Annotated in this window: 14 protein-coding genes; 11 read left to right on the top strand and 3 right to left on the bottom strand. The window is 55.0% G+C overall.

Annotated features, from left to right (window positions below; genetic code table 11):
* Positions 1-52: 52 nt before the first annotated feature.
* Positions 53-961 carry a LysR family transcriptional regulator gene (locus ACR0BD_RS15435; RefSeq protein WP_480693403.1) on the bottom strand — a complete coding sequence of 303 codons (909 nt, stop codon included), beginning with the start codon at positions 959-961 and terminating at the stop codon, positions 53-55.
* A 169-nt stretch (positions 962-1,130) separates the two neighbouring features.
* Here ACR0BD_RS15435 and ACR0BD_RS15440 point away from each other — a divergent pair, with 169 nt between their 5' ends.
* The 10 genes from ACR0BD_RS15440 to ACR0BD_RS15485 all read left to right on the top strand — a co-directional run bounded on the left by ACR0BD_RS15440 (position 1,131) and on the right by ACR0BD_RS15485 (position 12,545).
* Entirely contained in the window at positions 1,131-4,550 is a 3,420-nt protein-coding gene (locus tag ACR0BD_RS15440; protein ID WP_480831740.1) for an indolepyruvate ferredoxin oxidoreductase family protein, read from the top strand.
* Between the two features lie 79 nt (positions 4,551-4,629).
* Positions 4,630-5,508, top strand: coding sequence for a lysophospholipid acyltransferase family protein (locus ACR0BD_RS15445; protein WP_480831741.1), 879 nt, complete (start codon positions 4,630-4,632; stop codon positions 5,506-5,508).
* Positions 5,509-5,516: 8 nt separating this feature from the next.
* On the top strand, positions 5,517-6,326 hold the full coding sequence (locus ACR0BD_RS15450) for a glutamate racemase (RefSeq protein WP_480693406.1): 810 nt from the start codon (positions 5,517-5,519) through the stop codon (positions 6,324-6,326).
* 93 nt (positions 6,327-6,419) lie between these two features.
* Positions 6,420-7,448, top strand: coding sequence for an N-acetyl-gamma-glutamyl-phosphate reductase (gene argC, locus ACR0BD_RS15455; RefSeq protein ID WP_480831743.1), 1,029 nt, complete (start codon positions 6,420-6,422; stop codon positions 7,446-7,448).
* Positions 7,449-7,455: 7 nt separating this feature from the next.
* Positions 7,456-7,902, top strand: a complete 447-nt coding sequence (ccmE, locus tag ACR0BD_RS15460; RefSeq protein WP_480693408.1) for a cytochrome c maturation protein CcmE — start codon at positions 7,456-7,458, stop codon at positions 7,900-7,902.
* Positions 7,903-8,021: 119 nt separating this feature from the next.
* A complete protein-coding gene (locus ACR0BD_RS15465; protein ID WP_480831745.1) occupies positions 8,022-8,633 on the top strand; it encodes a holin-associated N-acetylmuramidase in 612 nt (203 codons plus the stop codon).
* Positions 8,624-9,202: a holin family protein gene (locus tag ACR0BD_RS15470; protein WP_480831747.1), complete on the top strand. Its 579-nt coding sequence runs from the start codon at positions 8,624-8,626 to the stop codon at positions 9,200-9,202. The genes ACR0BD_RS15465 and ACR0BD_RS15470 overlap by 10 nt, the downstream gene beginning before the upstream one ends.
* Positions 9,203-9,277: 75 nt before the next feature.
* Positions 9,278-11,242, top strand: a complete 1,965-nt coding sequence (locus ACR0BD_RS15475) for a heme lyase CcmF/NrfE family subunit (protein WP_480831749.1) — start codon at positions 9,278-9,280, stop codon at positions 11,240-11,242.
* The gene (locus ACR0BD_RS15480) at positions 11,239-11,694 is read left to right on the top strand and encodes a cytochrome c-type biogenesis protein (RefSeq protein WP_480831751.1); all 456 of its coding nucleotides are present in this window, start codon (positions 11,239-11,241) and stop codon (positions 11,692-11,694) included. Before ACR0BD_RS15475 ends, ACR0BD_RS15480 begins: the two co-directional genes overlap by 4 nt.
* A gap of 74 nt (positions 11,695-11,768) precedes the next feature.
* Complete coding sequence (locus tag ACR0BD_RS15485) at positions 11,769-12,545, top strand: enoyl-CoA hydratase-related protein (protein WP_480831753.1); 777 nt, start codon at positions 11,769-11,771, stop codon at positions 12,543-12,545.
* Positions 12,546-12,548: 3 nt separating this feature from the next.
* Here the strand turns inward: ACR0BD_RS15485 and bmt are convergent, their stop codons facing one another.
* Both bmt and ACR0BD_RS15495 read right to left on the bottom strand, forming a co-directional pair.
* A complete protein-coding gene (bmt, locus tag ACR0BD_RS15490) occupies positions 12,549-13,562 on the bottom strand; it encodes a betaine--homocysteine S-methyltransferase (protein WP_480831755.1) in 1,014 nt (337 codons plus the stop codon).
* Between the two features lie 119 nt (positions 13,563-13,681).
* Positions 13,682-13,999, bottom strand: coding sequence for a DUF1476 domain-containing protein (locus ACR0BD_RS15495; protein WP_480693415.1), 318 nt, complete (start codon positions 13,997-13,999; stop codon positions 13,682-13,684).
* A gap of 186 nt (positions 14,000-14,185) precedes the next feature.
* On the opposite strand from ACR0BD_RS15495, the gene purC reads away from it, so the two are divergent.
* The gene (gene purC / locus ACR0BD_RS15500; RefSeq protein ID WP_480694953.1) at positions 14,186-14,941 is read left to right on the top strand and encodes a phosphoribosylaminoimidazolesuccinocarboxamide synthase; all 756 of its coding nucleotides are present in this window, start codon (positions 14,186-14,188) and stop codon (positions 14,939-14,941) included.
* Positions 14,942-15,067 lie beyond the last annotated feature (126 nt).

A 15,067-nucleotide genomic window follows, 5' to 3' on the forward strand; every position in this document is an offset into this window, starting at 1 on the left:
AAGATTTAACAGGCTGTAGTTTCGGCATGTCCGCTATGCTTAGGGCGCATAGCTAGAGTTTTCCCATTTGCTTCAGCTGTTTGCGCTGCGCAATGATCTCATCCTGGACAAAGTCCCTGAAGGCTGCGACGCGTTTGGAATGGCGCAGTTCCTCGGGGTACGCGAGGTATACCGGTACGTCAGCCGTTTCTATGTCTGACAAGATGGGCACCAGATGCGAGAAATCCTGTGTCACATAGTCTGGCAAAACACCGATGCCCAAATTGTGAAGCACGCCTTGAAGCACCCCGAAATAGTTGTTCACCGTCAACAGAGAGCCAGGGTTGTACGTCATCAGATGGCGGACCATTGCGGCGCTGGCACCAACCTGTGGTGCAGCCGGTGTTTGGCAAATCAGACGATGTTTCGCGATGTCTTCCAGAGTCTTTGGATGGCCAGCGCCACCGTCAAGATATTCCTGCGTGGCATAGAGCTGCATCTGCACCGTCATCAGCCGTTTTCGAACCAAGTCGGCCTGGCTGGGTTCTTTCATGCGGATTGCGACGTCGGCCTCGCGCATCGGCAGGTCAAGGACCCGTTCTTCCAGCATCAGGTCGATGTTAAGGTCTGGGTATTGCTCATAAAGTTTCGGCAAACGCGGTGCGAGCCAGAGCGTTCCGAAACCAAAAGTTGTGGTAACGCGCAGAACACCAAACACTTCTTCTTCGCTGTCCCGAATTCTGGCAGCTGCTGCGTCGAGGCGTTTTGACATGGCCGAAGTCGCATCGAACAAAAGCTCACCCTGTTCTGTCAGGATCAGGCCGCGCGCGTGCCGGTGGAACAAGGTCGAATCAAGGGATTCTTCCAGTGCCCGAATTTGCCGACTGACGGCGGATTGCGACAGATTCAGCTTGTCACCAGCGTGTGTCAGGCTGCCCGCATCCGCGACCGCGTGAAATATCCTAAGCTTGTCCCAATCCATTGCCGCAACTTTCGTTATCCTTCGGAACGCCTATATGAAATAGGTGATAACTTCCATAATCAAAGGCTGAAATCCTTATGATTCAGTGGATAAACTCTATGCAGGTCAGAAATGATGACCTATTATGTTCATAAATGAAGCACACTGATCTGACGAGGGGAGACGTCTGATGAGTCAGCCACATATAAGTCTGAACGACAGGTTCGACCTGGAAAAAAGCCCGGTCTTATTGAACGGCACGCAGGCGCTTGTGCGCCTGATGTTGATGCAGAAAGCCAGAGATCGAAAGCTGGGGTTGAACACTGCTGGTCTTGTGACCGGGTACCGTGGATCGCCCTTGGGCGCGGTCGATCAACAGATGATGCGCGCGCAAAAGCAGTTGGCTGAAAGCGATGTGACCTTTCAGTTTGGGTTGAATGAGGATCTTGCTGCGACGGCGCTGTGGGGCAGCCAGCAGGCAGGTTTGCGCGGAGATGGCCTGTACGATGGTGTTTTCGGTCTTTGGTACGGAAAAGGTCCGGGGGTGGATCGTTCCGGCGACGTGATGCGCCACGCCAACATGGCCGGAACGGCCGAGCACGGTGGCGTGCTGATGGCGATGGGCGATGACCATACTGGCGAAAGTTCGACCGTCTTACATCAATCCGAATGGTCACTGGTCGACATGTACATGCCTGTCGTCAGTCCGGCGGGTGTGCAAGAGATACTGGATTACGGGATTTATGGATTTGCGCTCAGCCGTTTTGCGGGTGTTTGGGTGGGGCTAAAGACTATGAAAGACACGATCGAGGTGACCTCGGTTGTGGATGGAAGCCCTGAGCGCATGAAGGTAACCGTACCTGAATTCGACATGCCCGAAGGTGGTTTGAATATTCGGTTAGGCGACACGCCCCACCTGCAGGAAGGGCGTATTATCGACTACAAGCGGTTTGCGGCCGAGACGTTTTCGCATGCCAACAAGATGGACAAGCGCGTATGGGGCAAACGCGGTGCAAAGATCGGTTTCGTTGCGGCCGGTAAAAACTGGCTGGATCTTACCCATGCGCTGTCGCTTTTAAATATTGACGCCACCGAAGCTGAACGTCTGGGTATCACGACCTACAAGATTGGGCAGACATTTCCCTTGGACATGGCGGGCTTTCACGACTGGGCCGAGGGTCTTGATCTAATTGTTATCGTTGAGGAAAAGCGCAAGCTGATTGAGGTTCAGGTCAAAGAGGCCATTTTCGACGATCGGCGTGGTCGGCGTGTTTATGGTTGGTACAAGGGCGGGGCTGGCACGCTGCACCGTGAAGAGCTGTTCCCAACGCGTGGTGCCCTTGATCCCAACATGATCGCGGAAAAGCTGGGGGGAATTCTGATCGAAGAAGGTCGCGACACGGATGGTGTGCGGGCAGGTCTAGAAAAACTGACCGAGGCACGGCGGGCCGACAACGCCGAAGAGATCGCGACGCGACTTCCGTATTTCTGTTCAGGCTGTCCGCATAATAGTTCGACAAAAGTCCCGGACGGTAGCCGGGCTTATGCAGGCATCGGATGCCACTATATGGTCCAGTGGATGGATCGGAACACCTCTGGCTTTACGCAGATGGGGGGTGAAGGGGCCAACTGGATTGGCGAGGCGCCGTTTTCAAAAACCAAGCATGTGTTCCAGAACCTCGGCGATGGAACCTATAACCACTCGGGCGTGCAGGCGATACGGGCTGCTTTGTCTGCTGGCACCAATATTACGTTCAAGATCCTCTTTAATGACGCTGTTGCTATGACAGGTGGGCAAGGGAACGAAGGTGACCTGACCGCCGAACGCATCGTGGCCGAGGTCAAAGCCATGGGCGTCAAAGACGTGGTAGTCGTCTATGACGAAAAAGAAGATGTGAATTTCAAGGCTCTGCCCTCAGGTATCGAAACTTTTGAACGTGCTGAATTGATGCATGTTCAGGAAAAGCTGCGTGAGGTCGAGGGAGTCTCGGTCATTGTGTACATCCAGACCTGCGCGGCAGAAAAGCGGCGCAGGCGCAAGCGTGGAACGTTCCCTGATCCCGACAAACGCGTGTTTATCAATACTGACATATGCGAAGGCTGCGGTGATTGTGGAACTCAGTCGAATTGCATGTCAATCGTTCCCAAAGAGACCGAGCTTGGCCGAAAACGCGCGATCGACCAATCAAGCTGCAACAAGGATTTCTCTTGCCTCAAAGGGTTTTGCCCGTCTTTCGTGACGCTGGAGGGGGCGAAAATCCGCAAAGAGGCAACAACCAATATCGACCTGCCGGATTTACCCGCGCCAGTTCTGCCGCAGATCGACGGTACCCACAATGTTGTCATTACGGGGATTGGCGGCACCGGGGTTGTCACACTGGGTGCTGTACTTGCACAGGCGGCCCAAATTGACGGGAAAGGGGCTGGCATGATGGAGATGGCCGGTTTGGCTCAAAAAGGCGGGGCAGTGCATATCCATTGCCGTCTTGCGAACCGACCTGAAGACATCAGCGCCATTCGCGTAGCAACGGGTGAGGCTCATGCGCTAATCGGCGGCGATCTTGTCGTGTCGGCGGGTGCAAAGACGCTTGGCTTGACGCGGGCCGGACAAACAGGTGCCGTCGTGAACAGCCACGAAACGGTTACCGGCGATTTCACGCGCGATACCAAGTTCAGAATACCGGGTGACCGGCTAGAGCTTGCGTTACAGGCACGGCTCAAAGACGATGTTTCGTTGTTCGATGCAACCGACCTTGCGCGCGCTGTGATGGGGGACTCGATCTATTCGAACATGATGGTCTTTGGGGCCGCGTGGCAGCGAGGGTTGCTGCCGATCAGCCATGATGCCGTAATTGCTGCTATAGAACTGAATGGAACGGCGGTTGAACGTAACAAACGCGCGTTTGATATCGGTCGCTGGGCCGTGTTGCACCCAGAAAAGGTGCGCGAGGTTTTGCAGCCAAACGTCACCGAACTCCCCCAAACGCCGGAACAGCGTATCGCATTCCGCGCGGATCATCTGAAGGCTTACCAAAGTGGTCGGTTGGCCAAACGGTATCGCAAGCTTGTCGAAGCGTTTGATGATGTCGAAATCCGCGATGCCGTTGCGAAAGGGTATCATAAGTTGTTGTCCTATAAGGATGAATACGAAGTGGCGCGTTTGTTGCTGTCGACACGGGAAAAAGCGGCTGCGGAATTCGATGGCGACTTCAAAATGACGTTTCATCTTGCGCCACCAATCCTGGGTGGAACAGGTACTGACGGTCGTCCACGTAAACGGTCTTACGGAGAGTGGATGCAAGGCCCGTTGAAATTGATGAGCAAGCTCAAGGTTTTGCGCGGCACACCGCTGGATATCTTTGGCTACAGTGCCGAACGTCGTATGGAACGGGCTCTGATCAAGCAATATGAACGCGACCTGAAAGAGATTATGCCTTTTATCTCTGACCAGACACGTGATGCCGTCATTGCCTTGGCGCAACTGCCTTTGGACATACGCGGGTTCGGCCCAGTGCTGAAGGACAACGAAGCCAAAGCGGCAAAACGCCGAGAAGAGCTTTTGACCGTAATACGAAACGGAGGGCCGGATTTGCAGGCAGCTGCCGAGTAAATCGTCACAACTCTGTCACGATCACTAGGCAAAATCGTCTCTTACACCTATTTTGCAGGCACAATATCTGGAGACTCCAATGCCCTCGCGCCGCCATGTCGCACGTGACATCTCGTATGCCTATTCCGCCGAGACAAAAGGCGGCAGAATGGTCATCAAGCTGATGGAGAACACGACGGGCCGCATGCGTCTGATTAAACGTGCTGACGGGTACGAAGAAGAGGTCGCTCAGGGCCGCGATTTTTGGGCCGTTATGGTCGAGCGGTATGGGCTTTCATTGGATATCGTCAGCGGTTCGTTGTCGAATATTCCCAAGACCGGGCCGCTTATTCTGATCGCCAACCATCCTTATGGGATTCTGGATGGGATGATGATGGGGCATATCCTGTCGCAAGCGCGTGGTGATTTCAGGATTCTGGCCAACCACGTGTTTAGAAAAGCCGAGGACTTGAACAAAATTATCCTGCCGATTTCGTTCGATGAAACAAAAGAGGCAATGAAGCAAAACCTGGAGACACGGAAAACGGCCTTGAACTATCTGAGCGATGGTGGCGCCATTGGAATATTCCCCGGCGGAACTGTCAGTACAGGTGTGAAACCCTTCTCGTATCCAATGGACCCGGGTTGGCGCGGTTTCACCGCCCGGATGGTGGCAAAATCGAACGCGACCGTCGTTCCAGTATTTTTTGACGGTCATACGTCGCGCTTGTTTCAGATCGCCAGTCATTTGCACAACACGCTGCGGATGGGCCTGCTGATAAAAGAGTTCAAAAAACGCGTCGATACGCCGGTTAAAGTGGTGATTGGAAATCCGATCGACCGCGACGTCTTGGATCCTTTGGCCAAGGATACGCGCAAGATGATGGATTTCCTTCGCAAAGCCACGTATGAGCTGTCTCCGAAGCCGTTGAAGTCTTATGATTACGGCTATGAATTCGAGGAACGGCATCGCGCCTGAAGGGGCAAATGGCAGTAGGTATTTTTGATTCAGGGCTGGGCGGTCTGACCGTATTGGACGCCGCGCAGAAGCATCTGCCTGAGGTGGATTTTCTGTACTATGCGGACAGTGCGCATGCGCCATACGGTGTGCGTGATGCTGAAGACATCTACGGATTAACGCGCGGCGCGGTAAATGATCTATGGTCCCGTGGGTGTGATCTGGTGATTCTGGCCTGCAACACGGCCAGTGCGGCGGCGTTGCGCCGTATGCAGGAAGAAGGTGTTCCAGAAGGCAAGCGCGTGTTGGGCGTGTTCGTTCCGCTGATCGAAGCTTTGACCGAACGGCAATGGGGTGACAACAGCCCGCCGCGCGAAGTGGCCGTGAAACACGTAGCCTTGTTCGCCACACCTGCGACTGTTTCAAGTCGAGCGTTTCAACGTGAACTTGCGTTCCGGGCGATCGGCGTTGATGTCGAAGCACAGGCCTGTGGTGGGGTCGTCGATGCGATCGAAGACGGCGACATGATCTTGGCCGAAGCCTTGGTGCGCAGTCACGTTGATGCGCTCAAGCGCAAGATGCCCGAGCCTCAGGCTGCTATTCTGGGATGCACGCATTATCCGCTGATGGCCGAAACGTTCCAGCAGGCGTTGGGAGATGAAGTTCAGGTTTTCAGCCAGGGAGACTTGGTTGCCGAAAGCCTTGGAGACTATCTAAAGCGCCACCCAAATATGTTAGGGCAGGGCGCTGGCGGATTTCTGACGACAGGAAAGCCCGATGTCGTAAGCGACCGGGCCACGCAGTTCCTCCGACGAAAGATCACCTTCAAAGCGGTCTGACCTAGGTCAAGGACGACGTCCATCCGTTCCCGTAGTTCAAAAACCGTCGCATAGGCGGTCAAATCATGTGGCACACTAGAATAGAGGTCTGACATGACCCACAAAATCGCAATCTTAGGCGCGTCCGGTTACACCGGGGTCGAGTTGGTGCGGCTGATCGCCGAACATCCGAATATGGAAATCAGGGCTCTTGCGGCTGAAAGAAAAGCTGGCCAATCGATGGCGCAGGTTTTTCCCCATCTGCGCCACATGCAACTGCCAGACCTGTGCAAAATCTCTGAGATCGACTTTTCGCAGATTGACCTGTGCTTTTGCGCCTTACCGCACAAAACCAGCCAGGAGGTTATTCGTGACCTTCCCCGAAACTTGAAGATCGTCGACTTGTCCGCAGATTTCCGACTGAACGATCCTGCCGAGTACGAAAAGTGGTATGGGAACGCCCACGCCGCTTTGGATCAGCAGGACGAGGCGGTTTACGGTCTGACTGAATTCTACCGCGAAGACATCCGCGCCGCGCGGCTGGTCGCAGGAACGGGCTGTAACGCAGCAACCGGACAATACGTCCTTCGACCTCTAATCACAGCGGGTGTAATTGACCTGGACGATATCATTCTGGACTTGAAATGCGCGGTGTCAGGCGCGGGCCGGTCGCTCAAGGAAAACCTGCTGCACGCCGAGTTGAGCGAAGGCTACAACGCCTATGCTGTTGGCGGAACGCACCGTCATCTGGGCGAATTCGATCAGGAGTTTTCAGCCCTAGCCGGGCGTCCGGTGCATGTTCAGTTTACACCTCACCTTGTACCCGCCAATCGCGGGATTCTTGCTACGACTTACGTCAAAGGTGACCCAGCCAGCGTCTATGATACACTGGCGAAAACCTATGAGCACGAACCATTTATCCAGATGCTCCCTTTTGGTGAGACGCCGTCGACCCATCATGTTCGCGGCTCGAACTATTGCCACATAGGCGTAGTCGGCGACCGTATCGAACGTCGCGCCATAGTGATCGGTGCATTGGATAACCTGACAAAAGGTAGCAGTGGGCAAGCCTTGCAGAATGCTAACCTGATGTTAGGTGAAACTGAAACCGCTGGCCTGATGATGGCCCCTCTGTTTCCGTGAGGATGACATGAAAACGCTCAAGAAACGCCGTCGCGTCCAAATCATATTGGTGGCTGTTGTCGCCCTTGTAGCCTCGACGGCGTTTATTGGCATCGCGCTAAAGGACGGGATCAATTTCTTCCGTTCACCAAGCGAAGTCATCGCTGAACCTCCTAAGCCGACCGAAGTGTTCCGGATTGGCGGTCTGGTCGAAGAAGGTTCGATCGTTCGAGGGCAGGGCGAAACGGTTCGTTTCGTTGTAACCGACGGCGGAGAAAGCGTGCCTGTAGCATTTACCGGCGTTTTGCCGGATCTGTTCACTGAAAACCAAGGTATGGTGGGCACGGGCAGCTACGTAAACGGCGTGTTTGAAGCCACTGAAATACTAGCGAAACACGATGAAACCTACATGCCGAAAGAGGTCGTAGACGCCTTGAAAGAGCAGGGTGTTTACAAAGAGGCCGACGAAGGCTGATCCGCTAGAAAACTTGTTTTTTTAGGGCGTTGCCTTTTTGAACAGGGCAGCGCCCGTTTCTGTTGGAGCACTTTAATTCTTTTCTTTCAGCCTTTGTGCGGCTCAACACAGAGGTTTCAATGCATACAGTCCGGCAATTGGCCAATGAAATAGTATCGCGGGAAGGCGGGTTTGTTGATGATCCTGACGACCCGGGTGGGGCAACGAAATATGGCGTGACAATCCATACGATGCGGCGATTGGGTTTGGATTTAACCGGCGACGGGCAGGTCACGGCGGCCGATGTTGAAATGCTCAGCAAGTCTCAGGCCGTGGGACTTTTCGTATCGCATTACTTCTACCGACCTCGGCTCGATCTTCTGCCGAAGGCAGCGCAACCGTCGGTATTCGATATGTACGTAAACGCCGGAAATCAGGCCGTTCGAATACTGCAAAAACTGCTGAAAGATATGGGTTTTGCGGTTGTCGTTGACGGTATGATCGGCCCGCAGACAGCCCAGGCCTGTGCTGACGCGTCCAAGCCACATCCCATGTCGCTTAGGGATGCTTATGGGGTTGCGCGTCGAAACTACTATTTCCGTTTGGCAGACCGGCGACCGAACTCTCGAAAATATGCCCGGACACGGGCCGGTGGAAAGGGCGGGTGGATACGGCGGGCAGAGGAGTTCATCTCGGAAAAGTATCACCTTAGTGAAGCGGAATTTAGACAAAGGGTTTCGGGATGGGATTGATTTCAGGTTTCCTAAGTTTCTTGTTTGGCGATGGTCGTAACGTCGTCCGCGAAACCGCAGAAGTGTTTCGCGAAAACACTGAAAAAGGTGCCCAGCGGGATTTGTCGTTGCGCCAACAAGCGCTGTTGCAGTTCAGCGCCGAGTTCAACCATGCCGGAAAAGGTGTCTATGACCGGTTCATAGATGGTTTGAACCGTTTGCCCCGACCTGCACTTGCACTGGGAACCTTGGGCTTGTTTGTAGCGGCGATGGTGGACCCGTTGTGGTTTGCATCCCGCATGCAGGGAATTGCATTGGTGCCAGAGCCTTTGTGGTGGCTTCTTGGGGTGATTGTTTCATTCTATTTCGGCGCGCGTCATCAGGCAAAAATGCAGGATTTTCAACGCGAGATCGGAACTTCGATTGAACGCGTACCGATGGTTTTGCAAAACCTGCAATCACTCCAGAATTTGCGGGCAGAGTTTGTCGGCACTGCCGATACTGGCACGGATGTTGTTTTGGCGGAAAGTGTTACCAAACCGGACTCTAATCCAGCGCTGGAAGACTGGCGGCGTGAACGGAGGGCATAACCCGCGACACTTTGTGCTGTCCGTTGAGGCGAAAGTTATTGGTGATCGACGCCCTACAGGACTATATCCCAAGCCATGGTTACAGAGCTTGGACACTTCGCCCTTATTCTCGCATTTCTTGTTGCGATCGTTCAGTCGGTGGTTCCGTTGATCGGGGCCGCCAAACGTTGGTCGGGCTGGATGACATTCGGGGAAACGGCCGCGATTGCCCAGCTGGCATTGGTGGCGTTTTCTTTTGGCGCGTTGGTGTGGGCGTTCGTGACTTCGGATTTTTCTCTGCGGGTGGTGGTTGAAAACAGCCATTCCGCCAAACCGATGCTGTACAAGTTCAGTGGTACCTGGGGGAACCACGAAGGCTCGATGCTGTTGTGGGTTCTCATCGTCGCATTATTTGGCGGGATGGCAGCGATATTTGGGGCGGGATTGCCACCTACTCTCAAGGCGAGGGTCCTTGCGGTCCAGGCAGCTGTGGGTGTCGCGTTCTATGCGTTTATTCTGTTCACCTCTAACCCATTTGATCGCCTGGTCGTTGCCCCCTTTGACGGTCAGGACCTTAACCCCCTGCTGCAAGACCCCGGCTTGGCGTTCCATCCACCGTTCTTGTATTTGGGGTATGTCGGCCTGAGCATGGCCTTCAGCTTTGCCGTCGCGGCCTTAATTGAAGGACGCGTGGACGCAGCGTGGGGCCGTTGGGTGCGACCCTGGACGTTGGCGGCTTGGGTGTTCCTAACGATCGGGATCGCGCTTGGGTCGTGGTGGGCTTATTACGAGCTTGGCTGGGGTGGTTTCTGGTTCTGGGACCCGGTCGAGAACGCGTCGTTCATGCCTTGGCTACTCGCCGCAGCCTTGTTGCATTCGGCCATTGTGGTTGAAAAACGCGAAGCTCTGAAAAGCTGGACCATTCTGTTGGCGATCATCGCCTTTGGCTTTTCACTCATTGGTACGTTCATCGTTCGCTCAGGCTTGCTGACATCGGTTCATGCCTTTGCCAACGATCCTGAACGCGGGGTTTTCATCCTGCTAATTCTGGTCGTTTTCATCGGTGGTGCACTGACCTTGTTTGCAGCGCGTGCCCAGGCGATGGAAGCCAAGGGCGTATTCGGAATGGTCAGCCGCGAAAGCGCGTTGGTGTTGAACAACATCCTTCTGGCTGTCAGCTGTTTCGTTGTATTCTTTGGCACGCTTTGGCCCATGGTGGCCGAGATGGCTTTTGACCGGAAGTTGTCGGTTGGTCCTCCGTTTTTCAACGCGGCGTTTACACCGTTCATGATCGCGCTGGGTATTGTTCTGCCAGTTGGAGCGATGATGCCGTGGAAGCGCGGAAAGATCGGGAAAGCAGTTCATTCGCTGCGTTATGCCTTCATACTTGCCGTTGCGCTGGCCCTGTTGGTCTGGGCGATGCAAACAGGACGCAGCGCGTTGGGGCCTGTCGGTTTGTTCCTTGGCGCTTGGATCACCTTCGGCGCAATCGTGGACTTGTGGAGCCGCACCGGGCGAAAAGGAAACCTGCAACGCCTGTTCCGGTTGCCGGGTGCAGACTGGGGTAAAGCTGTCGCGCATAGCGGGCTTGGCGTGACGATGTTCGCCATCGCCGGGCTGACCGCGTGGGAAGTGGAAGACATTCGTGTCGCGCAACCCGGCCAGCCTTTTACAGTTGGTCAGTTCACTCTTACGCTTGAAGATGTGCGCCGGGTCGAAGGGCCGAATTACTTTTCGACTATGGCTGATGTTCGGGTTGAGCAGAACGAACGCCAAATCGGTTCGCTGCACCCCGAGAAAAGGGATTACCCGGTTGCCCGCATGCCCACCACCGAGGCAGCGATCGACTATAAATTCCTTCGCGACTTGTATGTCGTGATCGGCGACCAGCAAGCCGATGGTGGGTGGGTCATTCGAACCTACATCAAGCCGTTGGCCAATTGGATCTGGGGCGGGTGTATCCTGATGGCCCTTGGCGGTTGCCTGAGCTTGTCTGACCGCAGGTTCCGTGTTGCGGCTGGTGCGCGCAAGACACCTGCTGGCGGAGTGCCCGCGGAATGAAGCGCCTGATCTTGATCCTGGCGTTGATCGCTTCGCCGGTTTTTGCAGTACAGCCTGACGAGATCCTGGACGACCCAGCTTTGGAACAGCGCGCCCGCGATCTGAGCACCGGTTTGCGTTGCCTCGTTTGCCGGAACGAGAGCATTGACGAAAGCAATGCCGATCTGGCGCGTGATCTGCGCCTTTTGCTACGCGAACGCCTTGTTGCTGGGGATACCGACGAAGAAGCAATAGATTTCATCGTCGCCCGTTATGGCGAATATGTTTTGCTGAAACCAAGCGTGTCCGGGTCCAACATTGTGTTGTGGCTGGCCGGGCCCATCATGTTGTTGATCGCGGCTGCGATGGGGTGGAACTTTCTACGAAAGCGGTCAAATGCGGAACATTCGGGTGAATCCGATACGCTCAGCGACGCCGAAAAGAAGCGATTAGAGCAAATTCTCAAAGACTGACCCTTGGTCGGTCTTTCCCTTATGGTCAGTTTGCGTCAGGGTCACCTCAAAGACTGACCCCGGGGGAGGCGCAAATGGACTACGAAACTCTTCTGCTTGATATCGCGGACGATCTGGCTGTTGTGACGTTGAATCGGCCCGACAAAATGAACGCCATGACCGCGCAGATGAGGGCCGAAGTGACCCATGCGATGAAACACGCGGCGCAAAATGCACGCGCGGTCGTGCTGACCGGGTCAGGGAAGGCGTTTTGCTCGGGTCAGGACTTGGGTGATGCTTCGAGCACGGGAAAAATCGATCTGGAGCGTACGCTGCGGGATGAGTATGAGCCCATGCTCGAAACGATTTACAACTGTCCGGTTCCTACAATTGCCGCGGTCAATGGGCCTGCTGCCGGTGCGGGTGCCAACCTCGCACTTAGCGCAGATATCGTGATTGCGGCGGAAAGCGCCTATTTCATGCAGGCTTTTGCGCAATTGGGTTTGCTGCCTGATGCGGGTGGGACGTGGTTCATGCCCCGACAGATGGGGTTTGCCAAAGCAATGGGTGCCGCCCTGTTTGCTGAGAAAATCAGCGCCCGACAGGCCGACGATTGGGGCCTGATCTGGGAAGCCGTTGCCGATGACGCGTTCGACGCACACTGGCGCCAGCGCGCCGCATACCTAGCCAAAGGCCCGACCGCGGGGTTCAGTGCCATCAAAAAAGCGATCCGTGGGACGTACGAAAAATCACTGCCGCAGCAGTTAGAGATCGAAGCGCATTTGCAGGGTGAGTGCGGACGGACACGCGATTTCGCAGAAGGTGTGGTTGCGTTCATGCAAAAACGCCCCCCGAAATTCGAGGGGCGCTGATCGTTAAGCGCGACGACGGCGACGTGTTCGGCGTTCGGGCGCGGCACCCTCTTCGGTCCCGTCTGAAGCCGAGGAAAACGGCCCCAGCGCATCCGTGATCTGATCCAATGTCGGACGCGCGCCACGCTCGGTCGTGTCCAGCGCCTCGCGCATTTTGCGCAAGTGATCCGGCATTGTGCCGCAGCAACCGCCGATAATGGTGGCGCCCGCATCACGGGCCATTGCAGCATATTGGCCCATCAACTCAGGCGTGCCGTCATAGTGGATATGGCCATTGACGTATTTTGGAATGCCCGCATTGCCTTTGGAAATCACCGGGCGTTCGGTACCCTGAGCGGCAAAGCCCAGCACCGTGCGCAAGATATCCGATGCACCAGTCCCGCAATTCGCGCCAAAAGCCAGCGGTGGGTTTGGCAGCGTCTCGACCAGCTGCGCCAAATCTGCTGAGGTTACACCCATCATGGTGCGCCCAGCCGTGTCAAAGCTCATGGTTCCGCACCAGGGCATGTCAGCCATTGCAAAGGCTTCGGCAGCTGCGCGGAATTCTTCTGGCGCGCTGATGGTTTCCAACCAAAGAACATCAGCCCCGCCTTCTTTGAGGGCCTCGGCCTGTTCCTGGAACATTTCAACCGCACCTGCGTGGGACAGGGCACCCACAGGTTCCATGATTTCACCTGTGGGACCGACAGAACCCGCAACAACAACGGTCCGACCGGCCTTGTCGGCCACTTCGCGTCCAAGTTCAGCGCCAATGCGGTTCAGTTCCCCGACCCGTGTATGCGCGTCATGCAATTTCAAACGCGCAGCTGTACCGCCAAACGTGTTGGTCAGGAAAAGATCGCTGCCTGCGTCAACTGAGCCTTGATACAATGCGCGAATTTTATCTGGTGCATCAACATTCCAAAGTTCAGGAGCGTCACCCGATTGCAAACCCATATTGAAAAGGTTTGTTCCCGTAGCACCGTCGGCCAGTATAGCGTCTTTGGTTTCCAGGAGTTTACTAAGCGCGTTTGTCATTCAAGTTTTCCAAAACAGTCGTCACAGACGATAAAAACTAAGACGCCCCGTGTCTCACGACCGGGGCATCAAATCAAATTCATAAATCTCATGAAGATCATGAGGTGGGCATTTTGACCTTATTCAGCCTCGGTCAAAACCTGCGCTTTGGCCTCGGGCAGAAGCTCGGCCATTTTGGCACGAATCTCGTCGTCAGAGGACAAAGCACCAAGATCGCCCGAAACTTTGCGGACGACATCTTCGTGCCCGGCTTCTTCCATGTCCGCGATCACGACAGTTTTCGCATATTCTTCGGCGTCGGCACCGGCTTTACCCAGCTTTTCCGCGGCCCATAGGCCCAAAAGCTTGTTGCAGCGCGCCTGAGCTTTGAACTGCATTTCCTCATCATGAGCGAACTTGGCTTCAAAAGCGTTTTCGCGTTCGTCAAACGTGGTCATTGGTTGGGGACCTCTTGGATTACATCTTCTTGATTCATGATATGACTATTGCATCTCTCAGGTGCAAGGGATTTGCGCTGCGTCAAACCCTCTCGGTCTACTGAACTTGCGGGAACCGGGGCCTTGGACTATGAGAGCGCCAAGAAGCAGGGAAATCCCCCGCTCGTCAGTCTGGAAGGGTCGCTTATGGCGCGTCGCAAGAAAATCTATGAAGGCAAGGCCAAGATTCTGTACGAAGGCCCCGAGCCGGGCACAATTGTGCAGTATTTCAAGGACGACGCCACCGCTTTTAATGCGGAAAAGAAAGACGTCATTGACGGCAAAGGTGTTCTAAACAACCGCCTGAGCGAGTTCTTCATGACGGGCCTGAACCAGATCGGTGTGCCGACTCATTTCATTCGCCGCTTGAATATGCGCGAACAACTGGTCCGAAGCTGCGAGATCGTGCCGCTTGAGGTTATCGTGCGCAACTATGCTGCCGGGTCCATGTCAAAGCGTCTTGGGATCGCCGAAGGTACGCAATTGCCGCGTCCGATCGTGGAATATTGCTACAAAGACGACTCACTGGGTGATCCTCTGGTGACCGAAGAACACATCGCAGCGTTCGGATGGGCAAGTCAGCAGGACATGGATGATATCTTGAGCCTTGCGCTGCGCGTGAACGACTTCATGAGCGGCATGATGCTGGCTGTAGGTATCCGTCTGGTCGACTTCAAAATCGAAATCGGTCGCGTGTTCGAGGGCGATTTCCAGCGTTTGATCGTGGCGGACGAAATCAGCCCCGACAGCTGCCGCCTGTGGGACATCGAAAGCGGGCAGAAGTTGGATAAGGACGTGTTCCGGCGCGATCTAGGCAGCCTGACGGATGCCTATTCCGAGGTCGCGCGCCGTTTGGGTGTTTTGCCCCAAACCAACGTGACAAAGCCTACGTTGATCAACTGATCGCTGGTCCGAAAATTCTGCTATGAAAACGCCACTCGGTTGAGTGGCGTTTTTTTGTGCCATTCGCGCCCATTCCTGCGGCAAACTGCGTTAAGACAAGGGTTGTCGAAAGCCTTTTGTCGCGTT

This window comes from Ruegeria sp. G5, assembly GCF_056533365.1.